The organism is Algoriphagus kandeliae, from assembly GCF_004571135.1.
In the GTDB taxonomy this organism is placed as follows: domain Bacteria; phylum Bacteroidota; class Bacteroidia; order Cytophagales; family Cyclobacteriaceae; genus Algoriphagus; species Algoriphagus kandeliae.
In genome coordinates this window covers 841,951-858,438 of record NZ_SPSB01000001.1, presented here as the reverse complement: position 1 = coordinate 858,438, position 16,488 = coordinate 841,951, and the positions used below count along the sequence as shown (strand labels likewise).

Sequence of the window (16,488 nt, the reverse complement as noted above, 5' to 3'; positions counted from 1 at the left end):
TCGAAGTGGTTTTTTTTCTGAAATAATAATCAATATAAAATTCGGAATCGAATGGTCCCCGGAATAGCTTTCAAGGCCCGAATAGCTTCCTCTGTATAGGCTTTGTCAATATCAGTAATTACATAGCCGATTTTTTCATTCGTTTTCAAGTATTGACCCACAATATTGATTTCATAGTCAGCCAAAATTTTGTTGATCTTAGCCAATACACCTGGTTCGTTGTGGTGAATATGAATCAAGCGATGGGCATCTTGAAGGAACGGCAATTGAAGATTCGGGAAGTTGACGGAATTAAAGGTATTTCCGGTATTGATGTATTCCATGATTTTCCCTGGAACGAATCGAGCAATATTTTGCTGTGCTTCTAGGGTACTTCCTCCAATATGTGGAGTCAAAATGGTATTAGGTAATCCGATTAATTCAGAAACAAATGGCTCTGAATTGTTTTTAGGTTCTTCTGGAAATACGTCGACTGCACAACCTGCCAAATGGCCACTTAAGATGGCTTCTTTTAGGGCAACAATATCCACCACATGGCCTCGGCTTAAATTGACCATAATAGCCCCCTTCTTCATCATTTTTATTTTATCAGCATCGATCAGGCATTTGTTTTCCTTTCTGCCATCCACATGCAAGGAAATAATGTCGCAGGTTTGCAGCAATTCCTCTAGGGATTCAAGTTTGGTTGCATTCCCCAAGGCAAGCTTTTCCACAATGTCATAGTAGAAGACGTTCAAGCCCATATTTTCCGCCAGTACAGAAAGCTGTGCTCCGATATTTCCATATCCAATGATCCCCAATTTTTTGCCACGAACCTCAAATGAACCATTAGCAGATTTGTCCCATTTTCCTTCATGCATGGCCACTGATTTGTTGTAGAAATTTCGCATAAGGAAAATGATTTCAGCAATGGCCATTTCCACCACCGAACGGGTGTTACTGAATGGAGCGTTGAATACGACAATACCTTTCTCCTGGCAGGTTTCCAAATCGATTTGATTGGTCCCAATACAGAATGCACCTATTGCCAATAATCGATTCGCATTTTCCAATACTTTTTTGGTCACATTCGTTTTAGAACGAATCCCGAGAATGGACACATTCTTGATTTTCTCACAAAGTTCATCCTCACTGAGGGCTGTACTTGCAATCTCAACTTGATAGCCTTCTTCATTCAAAAGTTCAACCGCGATAGGGTGGATGTTTTCGAGAAGTAAAACTTTGATTCTGCTTTTAGGATATGAAAATTTTGTATTCAACTTGTTGATGTATAAGATTTCGTCAAAACTGGGTGCAATATGGTCAGCTTTAGATGTGACTTTGGGTCGATGCACATTTTCTGTAAATGCATAAAACTTATTCGCCAATCCTGAGGCTTTTATTTCGTAGTCGGTATATCCGTCACCAATTACATAAATATCGCCTTCAAGATTTAAATTTTTGATGGTATGGGCCTTCCCATTGTTTTTTGAAAGTGGATTTTCCCGATTAAAATCTATGATTTTACCTTCTTCATCATAGACAAATTCGTTGGCAAAAACATTGTGTTCTTTGATGCCATAATCCGCTACGATAGGGATTATAAAATCCTTAAAACCATTGGAAATAATGAAAATGTCATTTGCGTTTTCCTGGAGAAATTCACGGTTTCGCTCAAACGACTTTGAAACTTTTCGCTTTAATTCATCGATAAGCCCTGAAATCTGCTTGCGATCGGCTTTCAATATCTCCAGACGTTTTTCTAAGCTTTCCCGAAAAGTCAAAGAACCCTCCATTCCTTGATCGGTGATGTCCTTGATTGCCTGAAGTTTTTGAGGGGATTCAGGGTCATTGGCAAGGGATATTTCACCCAAGATGTCAAGAGCTTCTACTTGGGTAAAAGTACTGTCAAAATCAATTATAAATTTTTTGGTTTGAGGCATGTGCGGGGTTTTTATAAAATCTGATGTAAAATTAAGAGATTGTCAAAATTTGAGAAGTTTTATTGTCATAAATGTTTTAAATCATTTTTATCGCAGCAATAATGGCAATCAGGGCTCAAACTAACTGAAGCAATGTGATCAAATAGTGACATTTCGCACTTAAAATATTTTAGGTCTTCGGGAATTGCCTTTATTTTTGGATAAAATAAAATGAACATGTTGAGAAAATATTTTAGCCTAGCCTTAGCGGCATCTGCGATTACCTTTTATTCCTGCCAAAAATCTGAAACTTCGGAATCCCATCATGAGGGCGAAATGCATCATGATGGAGCGATGCATCATGAGGAAAGTTCTACTGAAGCCGTGATAGGAGTAGCAGAAGTTGTTCCTGGAAATTACGGTGCTGCAATCAGTGGGTCTGAAGCAATCACCTTGGCTGATTTAGTAGAAAAAGTAGAAGCCTCAGGATCTTATGAAGGAAAAATCACTGGAGAAATTCAGGACGTTTGTACTTCTAAAGGTTGCTGGCTGACGATGGAATTGCCTGATGGAGAAAGCATCCGGGTAACCTTCAAAGATTATGGATTTTTTGTCCCTACCAATTCTCAAGGCTTTCCAATTGTATTGGAAGGCGTAGCTGTTTTTACCGAAACGGATGTTGAAACGCTACGTCACTATGCCAAGGATCAAGGTAAAAGCCAAGAAGAGATTGACGCGATTGTTGCTCCTAAAAAAGAAATCACCTTTGAAGCAACAGGGGTTGTGATTCTTGACAAAGCCTAATGCCAATAGCACTTGATAATCTTCGGGTTGGCCGGAAGTACCTCTTTATAAATCAGGGGGAGGTTCGTTATTTAGAAATAATGGCCAGATTAAGTGGGGATAATTTCAAGGTTAAGGATTTAGAGACTTTGGAATATTATACCATGGAAGAACTGCTGAGATGGGGCAAGGGTAAAGATTATGAATTGGAAGAAATTCGGTAATTCATTCTTGTGGAAACACTCATCGTGCCTTATGTCACAGAAATAAGTATAGGCAATACTAGCTTTGCAAAAATTTTCAAAAAAATGTCAAAAGGATTAGGACAAGCGATGTTGGGGGCGAAGTGCCCAAAATGTAGGGAGGGGAATATTTTCCCAGTTCCTGTTGTGAGCTTTCGTAAGTTGACTGCAGTGAATAAGAGCTGTTCTGTTTGTGGAGCGAGTTTTCAGCCGGAACCTAGTTTTTATGACGGGGCCATGTACATCAGCTATGCTTTTTCAGTGGCTTTGTTCATCACGGTTTTTGTAGCAATTAATATTCTGATCGAAAAACCGGAACTTTGGATGTATCTCACAACTATTATTTCGCTCAATTTGCTCCTCGTCCCAGTGATGTTGCGCTATTCAAAAGTGCTTTATCTGTATGGGCTTGGAAAATTGAAATACCGAGGATATTAATTTGTAATAAAGAGAACTGAAAATAAAAAGAGAGCTTGTCGATATTGGCAAGCTCTTTTTCTTTTCAGGCCTAAACAATTCCTTATTAACGAGTTTATAGATTAGCTATTAATTGTTTATTTACCCTCTATGATTTTGAAAGACAGATTAATTACTTGGGGACTATATCTTCAGATCCTTTTTTACTTTGTTGCTGGATTGAATCATTTCCTCAATCCCGATTTTTACCTGCCTTTAATTCCTGATTATTTCCCCCAAAAAAAGGCCTTAAATATCCTGGCAGGAGTGGTCGAAATTTCAGTTTCATATGGCTTGTTTTTTAATAAATCCCGAAAGTGGGCAGTCTATGGTATCCTTTTAATGTTGCTGGCTTTTATTCCTAGTCATGTTTATTTTATTCAAATCGGTGCTTGCATACCCGATAGTCTTTGCACACCAATGTGGGTTGCATGGGGCCGATTGATACTCATTCATCCACTTTTAGTCCTGTGGGCATGGGTATATCGAGACGTTAGTAAGTAATAGTTTGCTTTAAGTAAATATTACTAACAAAAAATTGAATATTACTAAACCTAATCGAAGTATTGCCCGTTATAGCCTCATAATACGAAAAATCAATGGAGGCAATTCTAAGCAAAATGAAGGTAGAGGTGAACCCAAACCTCTATCAAAAAGAGCCTTTCAGTTCGACTTTGGGAATCGCCATTGTCCAAGAAGGAACGCGATTAATCAAAGAGTTAGGACTGGAACACTTTACCTTTAAAAAACTTTCTCAAGAGATAGGTAGTACAGAAGCGGCTATTTATCGGTATTTTGAAAACAAACACAAATTGCTCCTCTATTTGACAGCATGGTATTGGGGATGGATGGAGCACAATTTGGTCTTTGGTACAGCAAACCTACAAGACCCGGCCCAAAGATTGGAATTGGCTATTCGATTATTATCCGATGGTCCAATCTTCCAAAAAAATGAATATCTCAACCCGATTATGCTACGGGAAATCGTCATTAATGAGTCCTTGAAGGGATTCCTGACCAAAGAAGTTGACCATGAGCATGAAGCTGGCGTATTTGCTCAAGTGTACAAGTTTGGAGCGAGAATAGCGGAAATTATTTCAGAATTGAATCCTAGCTATAAATATCCCAAAACTTTGGTTTACACAGTTTTGGAGTCAAGTTTATTGCAATCATTCAATTCTCAGCATTTGCCTGGCATGACTGAAAATTCAATTAATTCTGCCGAGCGATTTAAGTTTTTCTATCAACTGGTTAATAAAACCATTCAAAATGACAACTAATTCTGGAATTACGCCAATGGCTCGTTTGTTCCGTCTTCTCAAAGAAGAAAAGAGCCAGGTTTATTCGATTTATTTCTATGCCGTCTTGAACGGGTTAATCACCCTAACCTTACCCCTTGGTATTCAGGCTATTTTGAATTTTATTCTCGGAGGTAGGATTTCTACTTCTTGGGTGATTTTGGTGGTTATTGTAGCTGCAGGTGTAGCTTTTGGTGGCTTTCTTCAAATCTCCCAATTGCAAATCATGGAAAAACTGCAGCAGCGGGTTTTTGCGAAGGCAGGGCTTTCTTTGGCCTACAGGCTTCCTAGGGTAAAACCGGAATTAATGCATGGAAGTCATGCTCCTGAAGTAGTCAATCGGTTTTTTGATACGGTTAATCTTCAGAAGGGACTTGCAAAGATTTTGATAGACTTCTCCACGGCTTTATTACAGGTGATTTTTGGTTTGCTTTTGCTTTCTATCTACCATTTCACCTTTATCATCTTTGGGTTAGTCTTGATAAGTATTCTAGGCTTGATTTTCTATTTCTCTGGACCAAGAGGAATGGAAACAGCCCTGAAAGAATCAACTTATAAGTATAAAACTGCTTATTGGCTGGAAGAAATTGCCCGTACGATGAATTCCTTCAAGTTGGTTGGAAATACCCGATTACCTATCCTTCGAGCAGATAAGTTATTGCAGCATTATGTAGACTTCCGTTCCAAGCACTTTGGCGTATTGATTTTCCAATACAAAATCATGATTGCCTTTAAGGTTTTGATTGTAGCAAGTTTGCTGATTGCTGGAAGTTTGCTTCTGATGGAGGAGCAGATCAGTATTGGTCAGTTTGTAGCAGCAGAGGTTATTATCATTTTGGTAGTCAATTCGGTTGAAAAGTTGATTCTTTCCTTGGAGACGGTCTATGATACGCTCGTTGCTGCCGAGAAACTCGGACAGGTGATGGATTTGGAGCTGGAAGATGCTGAGGGAAATGAGAAAGTAATTACAAGCTATTCTTCAGGATTAAAATTTGGGATGGAAAATGTAACCTTTCAGCCTAAGGACAATCTTTCACCGATTTTGAAAAATGTTAGTATGAAGATCGAGCCTGGTAAAAAGGTGGCTGTTACTGGACGAAGTGGTTCGGGGAAAAGTGCCATGTTGATGCTTTTCTCAGGTTTATATGAAGAATATAATGGGAAAGTGACGATCAATGACCTTTCCTTAGAAATGATTCAGAAAGAAAAATACCGGTCCATGGTAGGGGATTTTCTAGAAATGCAGCAGGTATTTCATGGATCCATTTTGGAAAATATTACGGTGGGTCGTGAATATGATCAAACTCAATTGGAGGAAATTCTGGATCTAACTGGATTGAAAGATCAGGTTTATCAAATGCCTCACGATTTGGATACGGAAGTTCAGCCTGAGGGTAAAGGATTTTCAAAGAGAGTAATCCAAAGTATTCTTTTGTGCCGGGCTTTATTAGGAAAACCGAAAGCTATGGTGATGGAAAATGCGCTAGATCATTTGTATGCCGATGAAAAAGAAAGGGTGGTACAGTATCTAATCAATGGGGATTGGACCTTGCTTTTGGTGACTCAAGATGAAAGTGCAATTTCTAAAATGGATGAAGTGATTTTATTAGATGACGGAAACCTGATTTATCAAGGTGGTTATTCAGGTTATGTTAAATTGAAAAAGGAATTATAAGATGCTGAATATATCTAGGATTAAAATTAAGGAATCCATTCCTTTCAGTGGAGCCAAAAGTTTGGTGATGACCTTGCCATTGCGGGAAAGTCAGAAGCGAGTACGAATCCTACTTTCCATTATGTTGGTATTCTTCATTATTCTTTTTGTGCCTTGGACACAGAATATTCGAAGCAAAGGGTATGTGACTGCGTTGAGACCAGATCAGCGTCCTCAAACCATTCATTCCATCATTGCTGGTAGGATTGAAAAGTGGTATGTCAATGAAGGCGCATTTGTGCATAAAGGAGATACTATCCTGACAATCTCAGAAATTAAAGATGAATACTTTGACTCCTTGCTACTTCCAAGAACCCAACTTCAGGTTCAAGCCAAAGCATCATCTGCCAAATCCTACGAAGAGAAGGTTCAGGCACTTCAAAATCAGATTGAGGCCCTACAGAGAAATAATATCTTGAAACTGCAGCAGGCTGAAAATAAGCTAAGAATGTCAGAACTGAAGGTTCAGTCTGATAGTATTAAGTTTCAGCAAGCCAAAGTCAATTTTGATATCGGAAAGCAGCAGTTGGAACGGTGGGAAGCACTTTATCAGGAAGGAATCCGATCATTAACTGATTTGGAATCCAGGAGGCTGAAGTTTCAGGATGTGCAAGCGAAATTAATTGCTGCAGAGAATCAGTATTTAAGTAGTCAGAATGAATTGATTACGGCTCGAATTGATTTGGATGCGATTGATAATGAATTCAAGGATAAGTTAGCCAAAGCAGAATCTGAAATGTATACGGCTATGTCTGCCCGATTTGATGCGGAAGCGACCGTCACAAAGTTGGAAAATCAATATTCCAACTATGAGGCACGAACAGGGTTCCGACATATTTTGGCGCCACAGGATGGATACTTAGCCAAATCAATCCAGGTAGGTATTGGCGAGACGATCAAAGAGGGTGATGCCATTTTGAATATTGTTCCTTCCAATGCGGATTTAGCAGTAGAAATGTATGTACAGCCAGTGGATTTGCCTTTGATCAAAGTTGGCAATAAAGTTCGCTTCATCTTCGACGGTTGGCCTGCGATTGTTTTCTCAGGATGGCCACAAATATCCAATGGTACCTTTGGAGGAGTGGTTACCGCCATTGATCAATTTGCCGGACCAAATAATCAATACCGGGTATTGGTTGTTGAGGATCCTGAGGAGGAGCCTTGGCCTGAAATGCTTCGTATTGGATCTGGTGCCGACGGAATTGCCTTACTTAATGATGTTCCTGTATGGTATGAAATCTGGCGTCAGTTAAATGGATTCCCTGCAGATTATTACACTCAAGAACAAAAAGACGCTATAGAGAAAGAGAAAAAATGAGAAAGTATATTCTTTTAGTTCTTCTGTTTTTTTCCTTTCACTGGGCTTTTGGACAAGAGCTAGTTCAAGATACCTTACGCTTTCAGGATTTTCTGGAGTGGGTGAGAGCCTTTCACCCTGTTTCAAAACAAGCTGATATCACGCTTGAAATGGGAGCTATGGAAGTTCGCACCGCTCGAGGTGGCTTTGATCCATTGATTTATGGCAATTTGGACCAAAAGACTTACAAATCCACAGATTATTATGATCGGAGAGAGGCAGGGGTAACAATTCCTACTATGGCTGGAATCGAGCTTTTGGGGACCTTTGAGCAAAATACTGGTCAATTCTTAGATCCAGAGAATATTGTGCCCTCAGGAGGTTTATTTTCTGCTGGTGCAGCTGTGAATATAGGGCAAGGATTGATTTTGGATGAGCGTCGTGCCGCACTTCAGCAGGCAAAAATCTATCAGCAATCAACGGAAGCTGAGCGCTTGGCTTTACTGAATGAACTTTACCTAAAAGGAGCTGACACCTACTGGAAATGGTCTGAGAGCTATTCTAATATGAAGGCTTTTGAAGAGGCTGTTCGATTGACCAGGATTCGGTACGATGCGGTAAAGCGAAGTTTCGAGCAAGGTGATGTGGCGGCAATTGACACAGTAGAAGCTTATACGCAGCTGTTAAGTCGGCAATATAGGCTTCAGGGTTTGCAGAATCAGTTTTTTGTTCAAACACAAATGCTGAGTGCGTTTCTTTGGAATGAAGAAGAGGAGCCAATGATTTTGCAGGAGCAGGTTATTCCACAACCATTGAGTTCTCAGGATGATTTTGTCATCAATAATGAAGAGCTTAGAACCCTTGTGGCTAATCATCCACAGCTCCGAATTGCGGATTTTGAATTGGCAAGTTTGGATGTGGAAAGAAGATTGAAAAGTCAATCTATGCTGCCAGTTGTGAAGTTAAAATACAATTTCTTGGTTGAGTCTATAGATGGTTTTGAACAAGCTCCATTTTTCGAAAACAATTACAAGTTTGGTGTTTCATTCTACACACCTATCCTTTGGCGAAAGGCTAGAGGTTCAGTAGGATTAGCTAAAGCTAAAATTGACTTCAAACAAAACTCCAGGGATTTAAAGGAATTGGAGCTTCGGAATAAACTGGAAGCAGAAATCAATTCTTGGAATACTTACAACATGCAGGTGCAGACAGTAAGGGAAAATGTGAATAACTTGGAGCGCTTACTTTCTGCAGAAATGCGGAAATTTGAAATGGGTGAAAGCAGTCTTTTCTTGGTTAATGCCCGGGAAGTTTCTGTTTTTGATGCCCGTATTACTTTAAATGGATTGGAAGCCAAACGAAAGATTGCCTTTGCGAAAGTTCGCTATGCTTCCGGAATTGGTTTTGAATAAAAAAAATAGCAATCAGATGCCAGCATATGTAATCGTTCAGGTCGATATTTTCGATAATGAAAAGTACGATGAGTACAAGAAATTAACTCCCGATACCGTGAAGGCTCACGGCGGAAAATTTGTTTTAAGAGGTAGTCCTGTAGAAGTGTTAGAAGGGGAATGGGATCATGATCGATTGGTAATGTTGGAGTTTCCAGATAAAGAAAGTGCAAGGAATTGGTACTATTCCAAGGAGTATCAAAAAGCAAAGGAAATCCGTAGTTCCGGGTCCTCTGCAAAATTTATTTTAATTGAAGGTTAGAAATTTGGCATTTTTATTGGTGTATACTTCAAAAATTGGAATATGAAATACAAAATTTCGATTCCAGTATTCTTTAAAGTAAATTCTAACACCTTAAAATGTTCAATCGACCTAAAAAAAATTAAAATGAAAAAGAATTACTTCTTAGGAAAGAATCTTTTGATTCTTTTAACTGGATCCCTGATTGCTACTTCTTGTATGACTGATGCTGAAAGCCCTGTTATTCAAGATGATCAGGTAGAAATAGCACTAGAGGACATCGGACAAACCGGTGAAGAGAACCTTCGGAAAGGTGGTTTTATGGCATACCAAGATGTTTTTTCAAATCAAATTTTTGCCTTGGACAAAAATTTCAAGGTGGTTATAGATCCCGAGAAGAATTTTCCTGATATTAAGTATTTACCAGGTTTTGGATTTGGAAAATCAAGAGGACTTGGAAAATCTTTTTCCTTTATTAATCAAGAGGTTATAGACTTTTCTACTTCTAAAGGGGCTCCTGCAAAATATATTTTTATGAATGATCTAATGAAGTTAGGTTTAAATTTAGATGAAATTCCAGAAAATGCTTCCACAATAATTGTTAATGAAAGGGGGCATGCTTTGTTTATGGTTTCAGGAGAAAATGAAGCATCTTTTCCAGATGCAGATGGTATTAGAACTTTCTCTGCCGATGTTACGATTCTAGGTGGAACAAAGATTTTTAAAGACGCAACTGGTTCAGGAACCGTATCAGGCTGGTATAACGGATCTACCGGAGAAGGTGAATCAACAGTAACTGCTGAGATCAAACTAAAATAGTCATCAACCTTAATTCAATAAAAAAGCAGCCTTAGTGCTGCTTTTTTTATTGCCAAAGCTTTCCAATTTTTATTTAGCTGCATTGGAATTGGACTTGGGAAACTGTAATTTCCATTTTCCTGTCAAATGATATGAAATCAGTTCTTACCCTTGGTGAAGTTATGCTTCGCCTTTCTCCACCCAATCATCAGCGATTTGCTCAAGCCACTTCTTTGGATTTGGAATTTGGAGGTTCCGAAGCAAATGTGGGGGCAGCCTTGGCTAATTGGGGAATTCAAGTTCGACATGTTACTGCCTTTCCTGATAATGATCTAGGGCATGCTGCTGCAGCCCACCTTCGGAAAAATGGAATCGATGATGCGCTGATTCAATTTAGTAGGGGAAGGATGGGCTTGTATTTTTTAGAACATGGAGCTGCTTCCCGAGGATCTAGGATTATTTATGATAGAGCTGGAAGTAGTTTTTCTAGATTTGATGGAGCAGGAATAGACTGGAAAGAAGTTCTGAAAAATACCGATTGGGTTCATTGGTCGGGAATAAGTCCTGCAATCTCTCAGGAGGCAGCGGATTTGGTTTATAGAATTCTACAAGCAGCAAATGCTCTAAACATTCCTGTTTCGGGCGATTTAAACTATCGCTCCAATCTTTGGAACTATGGCAAGCAAGCTCATGAAATTATGCCTGATTTAATGGGGATGACTCAAGTGATTATAGCAGGTACTCGAGATTTTAATCAGTGTTTGAATCGAGATTTTAAAACCATTGATGAGGCTAAATCTTTTACCTTTGATACCTTACCAAAACTTCAAATGATTGTACGAACTGAACGACAAATTCATTCAGCGTCCCATAATGATTTAGCAGCTCATCTTTACACTAAAGATCAAGAACAGAGTACTGAAACTATTAGCGTTCAGCCTATTATAGATCGAGTTGGAACAGGAGATGCTTTTGCTGGAGGTTTGATTTATAGTCTCTTGATGAATAAAAGCCCAAAGCAAAGCTTGGATTTTGCATTGGCTTGTAGCGTATACAAACACAGCATTCCCGGTGATGTTTTAATAGCTTCCATAGAGGAAATAGAAGAAGTTTTGAGAGGAAATAGTGGTGCCATAAAACGATAAAATGAGAAATCCAGAAAGTAAATTCATCCAGAAAATGGGAGCGGCTGGAATGATGCCCATTTTTTATAATCCGGATTTGGAAACTAGCCTTAGTTTGATTGAAGTTTCTTATGAGGCCGGGATTCGCGTGATTGAAATGGTCAACCGTGGAAAAGAGGCCACCAGAATATTCCCAGAATTAAGAAAGTTGGCTGATCAAATGCCCGGCTTGTCTCTTGGTGTTGGTACTATCTATCATCCCTGGCAAGCAGAAGAGTTTGTAGATCAGGGAGCGGAATTTATTGTAGCTCCGGTTATGAATCCAGCATTGGGGAAATGGTGCATGGCAAATGATGTTCCTTGGGTTCCGGGATGTGGAACGGTTACAGAAGTTTGGGAAGCGCAGGAATTGGGAGCTGAATTGGTTAAAGTCTATCCTGCTAATGTCCTAACACCAACTTTTGTGAGTTCAATCCATGCCGTATTGCCTACAATTGAAATCATCCCAACTGGTGGAGTGGAACCTACAGCAGAATCCATGAAGCCTTGGTTTGATGAGGGAGTGTTATTGGTAGGAATGGGATCACAACTTTTTGATAAGAACCTGATCAAAAACAAAGAATGGACAGAGCTAAAGAATCGAATTCAAACTGCTCTAGCTTTGGCAAATAGTTTCAAAGAGATTTAATTCCCAATTAAATTTTCAATTTTCTCTTGATCCAAAATGGATTCAGAGGTTTTGTAAAATGAGAAAAGAAGCAATTATCATTTTTCAGAAGAACCCCGAAAAAGGAAGAGTTAAGACAAGACTTGCAGCTGATATAGGAGAGGATCAGGCTTTGGAGGTTTATCTAAAGCTTTGTGAAATATGCTATAAAACCTGCAACTCCTATCCAGCTGATAAATTCTTGTTTTTTGATTCTTATTTACCTTCTGACATTATTCCTGGAGCAGAAGGTTTCCAATATCTAATCCAAGATGCCGGAGACTTAGGAAATAAGATGAACGAAGCGCTACAAAGAATTCTAGGCAAAGGTTATGAAAAAGTGGTATTGATAGGGACGGATTGTCCTGAACTGACTAGTGAGCATTTGAAGCAAGCTTTCGAGTACTTGGAATATAATGATGTAGTATTAGGTCCTGCTTTAGATGGAGGGTATTATTTGGTTGGTGTAAAAAATAAAGTGCCTGAAATTTTTGATGGAATTCCATGGAGTACAAATGAAGTTTTGAAGAAAACTATTAAAAAATGTACCTCGATAGGTCTTAGCTATAAATCACTTACTGAGCTTTCTGATCTAGATACTTTGGATGATTGGAACCGATTAAAATATTTGATAGTGGGTAATCCAGGCTAACATTATTCCTTTCTTCCCAGCTTTATAATCAGTAAATAAAAAAGTCTCCCCAATTTCAAATTTCAGGGAGACTCTTCTGCTTTTGAAAAATTTATTTGGATGTATCCATGGCTTTGAACTTTTCCAAACCATAGATCATATCATCCATCATCCTTTCGGTGATCGTAGGAAGGCCTTCTGTGTACCACTGGGTAATCTCTCCAGTATTCTTATCCATATCTCCCAAAGGAATCTCTTCTACTTCGAAAAAAGCTGTACTATACATCATTCCCCCTCTATATATATTGACCGTTTTTGCACCAATGACTCCAGAATAATCAATGGATTCATCGTCTGCTATAGGACCGTAAAGTCCCATTTCAATTCCGTTACAGACCAATAATTTTCCTGCCTTTTCTATACTTACTCGTACAGCCATGACAAGCAGGGCATCCACCCCAAGATCCTCTGCCAATAGACCTAGGGTAGAAGGGGCTTTATAATCACTGGATAATATTGATGGGGTAATCGGGTAGAATTCATAGCCATCTGCTGAGACGGTTCCCTGACCATCTTTCTTTCCTTGCAATCTATCTAAAAGTCCTCCGCTAAAAACCTTCAAAATTCCACTCAACTCAATTTGCATTGGGCCTTCATTGTATAATGTTCTTTCTTCCTCATTATCAATGTATTCATCAGGCTCTTGAACTTCTATACCGACTTGAGAAAACTTACTTTCAACCACTGGAAGCATCTGACCTAGTAATTCATTCGAAATAAAATTACTTCCCTCTTCTGTGATAAAGTTCTTTTCGTAATAGACCCAGCCCCCGGCACTAGAGGATTTCCAAGTTGATTCATCCCATAATTGAAAAGTCAAAACCCCAATTTTCTTGGGGTCTGGCATATTTTCTTTTTCGAATAGTTCTGCTCCAATAAGTCCTTCTACCGCATAAATGTGGTTTAAACCCGTTTTATGAGACTTGACCAGTTTATCCCATTGCTTATCATTCATTTCGGCAATTTCGGATAGGCTCTTTTGAGCAAAAGCTGCCTGGCTGAAAAATAAACTTAAACCCACGATTGCGAGTGTGAAAAGAATACTGTTTCTACTTTTTTCAAATGATTTTGATCCGCATAAAATAAATATTGGTTTTTGCATGATTAAAGATTAAAAGGTTGGTTAAAGCCAGAATATAGGCTCAAATATCTTTAAAATGAAAAAAATACTTTAAAAAATAACCAAAATATAAATTAACCATTTTTTGATATAATTATTTGATAAATAAAGTAGTTGGCTCTAGTTTTTACCTATTTATTTCTAAAATCAAAGGATTGGGTATTATTGAATTATATCAAACCAAAAATTCGGTAGTAAGAATTTTATACTAAAGCGATTTAAAATCTTAATTATTGTGATTTACTAGGACTAGTATTTACTGCTATTCAAATTCAATCTGCAATAAAATTCTCCCGAGGCTACAATCAGGCGAAGCATTCATATACTAAAAATGCTAGCCATTGGGCATGATTTCTCCTTGAAAAAGTTATTGGAATAGGGAAAGCTCTCTAAAAAAGGAGTAAAAATCTTCTTGAAATAATTTTAAATGGCTCTTGTCGAATTTTCCATTTAATGGACTTAGAAATTATATCGAAAAACTACTTTTCTCTCATCTTGAAGATATATTCAATTAGATCCACAAGTCTATTAGAGTACCCCGCTTCGTTGTCATACCAACCTACCAGTTTGATTAGTTTTCCTTTGCTGGAAGTCAATGCTGAGTCGATGATGCAAGAATGAGGATTTCCAATGATATCCATTGACACAATAGGATCGTGAGTTACTTCTAAAATACCTTTTAAGCTGCTTGAAGAAACCTTTTCAAATGCCTGATTGATTTCCTCAACAGTGGCCTCTCGCTTTAATTCTACAATTAAATCGGTCAGGGAACCATCGGGAACGGGTACACGCATGGCAGAAGCTTCTATTTTCCCCTCTAGATTAGGCAAAACTCTATCCAATGCTTTTCCTGCATTCGTGGTAGTCGGAATGATGGAATAGGCAGCTGCTCTAGCTCTCCTCAGGTCTCGGTGAGGTGCATCGTGTAGGTTTTGATCATTAGTGTAAGAATGGACAGTAGAAGCATAGCCTTTTTCTACACCAAAGGTATCTTCTAAAACCTGAACCATAGGAGCAAGGCAATTGGTGGTGCAAGAAGCGTTGCTGATAATTTTTTCTTCCCCTGTTAAAATGGAATCATTTACTCCAAGAACAACCATTTTGATTGAAGGGTCTGTCGCCGGAGCAGAAATGATAACCTTCCTAGCCCCAGCCTGAATATGCTTATTGGCTGATTCACGGGATGTAAATCTCCCGGTAGATTCAATCACAATATCAACATTCAATTCAGCCCATGGGAGTAATTCAGGATTTGATTGGGTCAATAACCGAATTTCCTTTTCGCCCACTTTTAATTTGCCATCTTCTAACGCCAAGTCTTTTTCAAATTTCCCATGGATTGAATCATACTTTAGCAAATGAACTAATGAGGCATTGTCTGCTAAATCATTGATGGCTACCAGTTCAATAGATGGATGAGATAGGATTAATTTGGCGGTATATCTACCGATTCTTCCAAATCCGTTGATGGCTACTCGAATGGGTTTTATTGGGCTCATTTAAGCTGATCTTTGATTCAAAATTAGGAATAATTCTATGCTTTTATGGGGTGAAAATTTTTCTTCCTTTGAATCAATCACTTAAGTAGAAAATAAAGAAATTTTTTGGGCTCCTTTGTTATTCTTAATCCAGACTTCTATATTTGCACAACCTTTCGGAAAGGGCATCTTTTCCGATAAAAATGGTCCGTTCGTCTAGGGGTTAGGACGCATCCCTTTCACGGATGAAACACGGGTTCGATTCCCGTACGGACTACCATTTCATGGGTCTATTTTTGACCAAATTACCCCGGTCCGTTCGTCTAGGGGTTAGGACGCATCCCTTTCACGGATGAAACACGGGTTCGATTCCCGTACGGACTACAAGCTCCAACTCAATCACCCGGAGAAAAATCATTTTTATTTATGGTTGTTAGTGGTTAAAGAGAACAGTTCCCGGCCTTTGGTCGGGAACTTGTTTTTTATAGCCTAATGAAATTATTTCTGTGGGATACGGAAAACCAATCCTCCTTCTAAACCAAACTGATACATGGTGGAGTAGGTGCTGAGACCTGCCCCAGATCCACCTGTTCCAAAGTATAATCCTCCCCCAATAGCTTCTACGGCCGAAAACAAGGAAGCTTGTACGCGCAACGCTACATTTTCAGCTAACCATAAATTAGCCCCACCTCTAATATTCCAAGAGAGCTTCGTAGCAGTATTGTTGTTTCCATTGTCTGGATTCTTTACTGAAAAAATACCTAAACCTATTCCAGCGCCTGCAAAAGGTTCCACTTTTTCACTTACTGAAAAATACCTTGTTCCATTGATCATTACATAATTGACCCCTAAATCAAAATCAGTAAACTGAATATTTCCCCCAAAAATACCATCAGCATAGCGGGTAGGTACATTGGTGTTTTGCCTTAAATACTGAATTTCAATTCCGCCCTTATCTTGGATATAATATTCTATTCCCGCTCCCCATCTAAATCCGTCTTGTATCGTTCCCTCGTAAAAAGAAGAGGAGGTGTAGTAAGAGTTTACTGTATTCTTGAATATATAACCCCCATAAGTATTCAACCTTATTTCTTGGGATAGAGCGATCCTTGATACAGAAAGTAGGATCACTAATGCAATTAGCTTCTTCATAATTGTGTTTTTTGATGTAACAGAGAATAACTCTTT

Annotated in this window: 16 protein-coding genes and 2 tRNA genes; 14 read left to right on the top strand and 4 right to left on the bottom strand. The window is 38.7% G+C overall.

The window, feature by feature from the left end; genetic code table 11:
• Positions 1–29 precede the first annotated feature (29 nt).
• The gene (gene serA / locus E4S40_RS03680) at positions 30–1,922 is read right to left on the bottom strand and encodes a phosphoglycerate dehydrogenase (RefSeq protein ID WP_135070980.1); all 1,893 of its coding nucleotides are present in this window, start codon (positions 1,920–1,922) and stop codon (positions 30–32) included.
• Between the two features lie 216 nt (positions 1,923–2,138).
• On the opposite strand from serA, the gene E4S40_RS03675 reads away from it, so the two are divergent.
• The 12 genes from E4S40_RS03675 (at position 2,139) to E4S40_RS03615 (ending at position 12,663) form a co-directional block, all read left to right on the top strand.
• Complete coding sequence (locus E4S40_RS03675; RefSeq protein WP_237563122.1) at positions 2,139–2,705, top strand: DUF4920 domain-containing protein; 567 nt, start codon at positions 2,139–2,141, stop codon at positions 2,703–2,705.
• On the top strand, positions 2,705–2,908 hold the full coding sequence (locus E4S40_RS03670) for a hypothetical protein (RefSeq protein WP_135070977.1): 204 nt from the start codon (positions 2,705–2,707) through the stop codon (positions 2,906–2,908). Before E4S40_RS03675 ends, E4S40_RS03670 begins: the two co-directional genes overlap by 1 nt.
• Positions 2,909–2,992: 84 nt before the next feature.
• Positions 2,993–3,364, top strand: coding sequence for a DUF983 domain-containing protein (locus E4S40_RS03665; protein WP_135070974.1), 372 nt, complete (start codon positions 2,993–2,995; stop codon positions 3,362–3,364).
• A gap of 638 nt (positions 3,365–4,002) precedes the next feature.
• Positions 4,003–4,662 (top strand): TetR/AcrR family transcriptional regulator, encoded by a 660-nt coding sequence (locus E4S40_RS03655; protein WP_237563121.1) that lies wholly within the window; start codon positions 4,003–4,005, stop codon positions 4,660–4,662.
• Positions 4,652–6,355: a peptidase domain-containing ABC transporter gene (locus E4S40_RS03650; protein ID WP_237563120.1), complete on the top strand. Its 1,704-nt coding sequence runs from the start codon at positions 4,652–4,654 to the stop codon at positions 6,353–6,355. Before E4S40_RS03655 ends, E4S40_RS03650 begins: the two co-directional genes overlap by 11 nt.
• A gap of 1 nt (position 6,356) precedes the next feature.
• Positions 6,357–7,712, top strand: a complete 1,356-nt coding sequence (locus E4S40_RS03645; RefSeq protein ID WP_135070965.1) for an HlyD family secretion protein — start codon at positions 6,357–6,359, stop codon at positions 7,710–7,712.
• The gene (locus E4S40_RS03640; protein ID WP_135070962.1) at positions 7,709–9,103 is read left to right on the top strand and encodes a TolC family protein; all 1,395 of its coding nucleotides are present in this window, start codon (positions 7,709–7,711) and stop codon (positions 9,101–9,103) included. The genes E4S40_RS03645 and E4S40_RS03640 overlap by 4 nt, the downstream gene beginning before the upstream one ends.
• Before the next feature lie 16 nt (positions 9,104–9,119).
• The gene (locus E4S40_RS03635; RefSeq protein WP_135070959.1) at positions 9,120–9,404 is read left to right on the top strand and encodes a DUF1330 domain-containing protein; all 285 of its coding nucleotides are present in this window, start codon (positions 9,120–9,122) and stop codon (positions 9,402–9,404) included.
• A 42-nt stretch (positions 9,405–9,446) separates the two neighbouring features.
• The gene (locus tag E4S40_RS03630; RefSeq protein WP_135070956.1) at positions 9,447–10,202 is read left to right on the top strand and encodes a hypothetical protein; all 756 of its coding nucleotides are present in this window, start codon (positions 9,447–9,449) and stop codon (positions 10,200–10,202) included.
• 131 nt (positions 10,203–10,333) lie between these two features.
• Positions 10,334–11,326: a sugar kinase gene (locus E4S40_RS03625; RefSeq protein ID WP_135070953.1), complete on the top strand. Its 993-nt coding sequence runs from the start codon at positions 10,334–10,336 to the stop codon at positions 11,324–11,326.
• A gap of 1 nt (position 11,327) precedes the next feature.
• Positions 11,328–11,993, top strand: a complete 666-nt coding sequence (locus tag E4S40_RS03620; RefSeq protein ID WP_135070950.1) for a beta/alpha barrel domain-containing protein — start codon at positions 11,328–11,330, stop codon at positions 11,991–11,993.
• A 58-nt stretch (positions 11,994–12,051) separates the two neighbouring features.
• Positions 12,052–12,663 (top strand): TIGR04282 family arsenosugar biosynthesis glycosyltransferase, encoded by a 612-nt coding sequence (locus tag E4S40_RS03615; RefSeq protein ID WP_135070947.1) that lies wholly within the window; start codon positions 12,052–12,054, stop codon positions 12,661–12,663.
• A 91-nt stretch (positions 12,664–12,754) separates the two neighbouring features.
• On the opposite strand, the gene E4S40_RS03610 is transcribed toward E4S40_RS03615, so the two are convergent.
• Both E4S40_RS03610 and gap read right to left on the bottom strand, forming a co-directional pair.
• Entirely contained in the window at positions 12,755–13,804 is a 1,050-nt protein-coding gene (locus E4S40_RS03610; RefSeq protein WP_135070944.1) for a hypothetical protein, read from the bottom strand.
• Positions 13,805–14,301: 497 nt separating this feature from the next.
• Entirely contained in the window at positions 14,302–15,321 is a 1,020-nt protein-coding gene (gap, locus tag E4S40_RS03605; protein WP_394345390.1) for a type I glyceraldehyde-3-phosphate dehydrogenase, read from the bottom strand.
• 184 nt (positions 15,322–15,505) lie between these two features.
• On the opposite strand from gap, the gene E4S40_RS03600 reads away from it, so the two are divergent.
• A tRNA-Glu gene (locus E4S40_RS03600) sits at positions 15,506–15,580 on the top strand.
• 32 nt (positions 15,581–15,612) lie between these two features.
• A tRNA-Glu gene (locus E4S40_RS03595) sits at positions 15,613–15,684 on the top strand.
• 114 nt (positions 15,685–15,798) lie between these two features.
• Here the strand turns inward: E4S40_RS03595 and E4S40_RS03590 are convergent.
• Positions 15,799–16,452 (bottom strand): outer membrane beta-barrel protein, encoded by a 654-nt coding sequence (locus E4S40_RS03590; protein WP_135070941.1) that lies wholly within the window; start codon positions 16,450–16,452, stop codon positions 15,799–15,801.
• Positions 16,453–16,488: the final 36 nt, after the last annotated feature.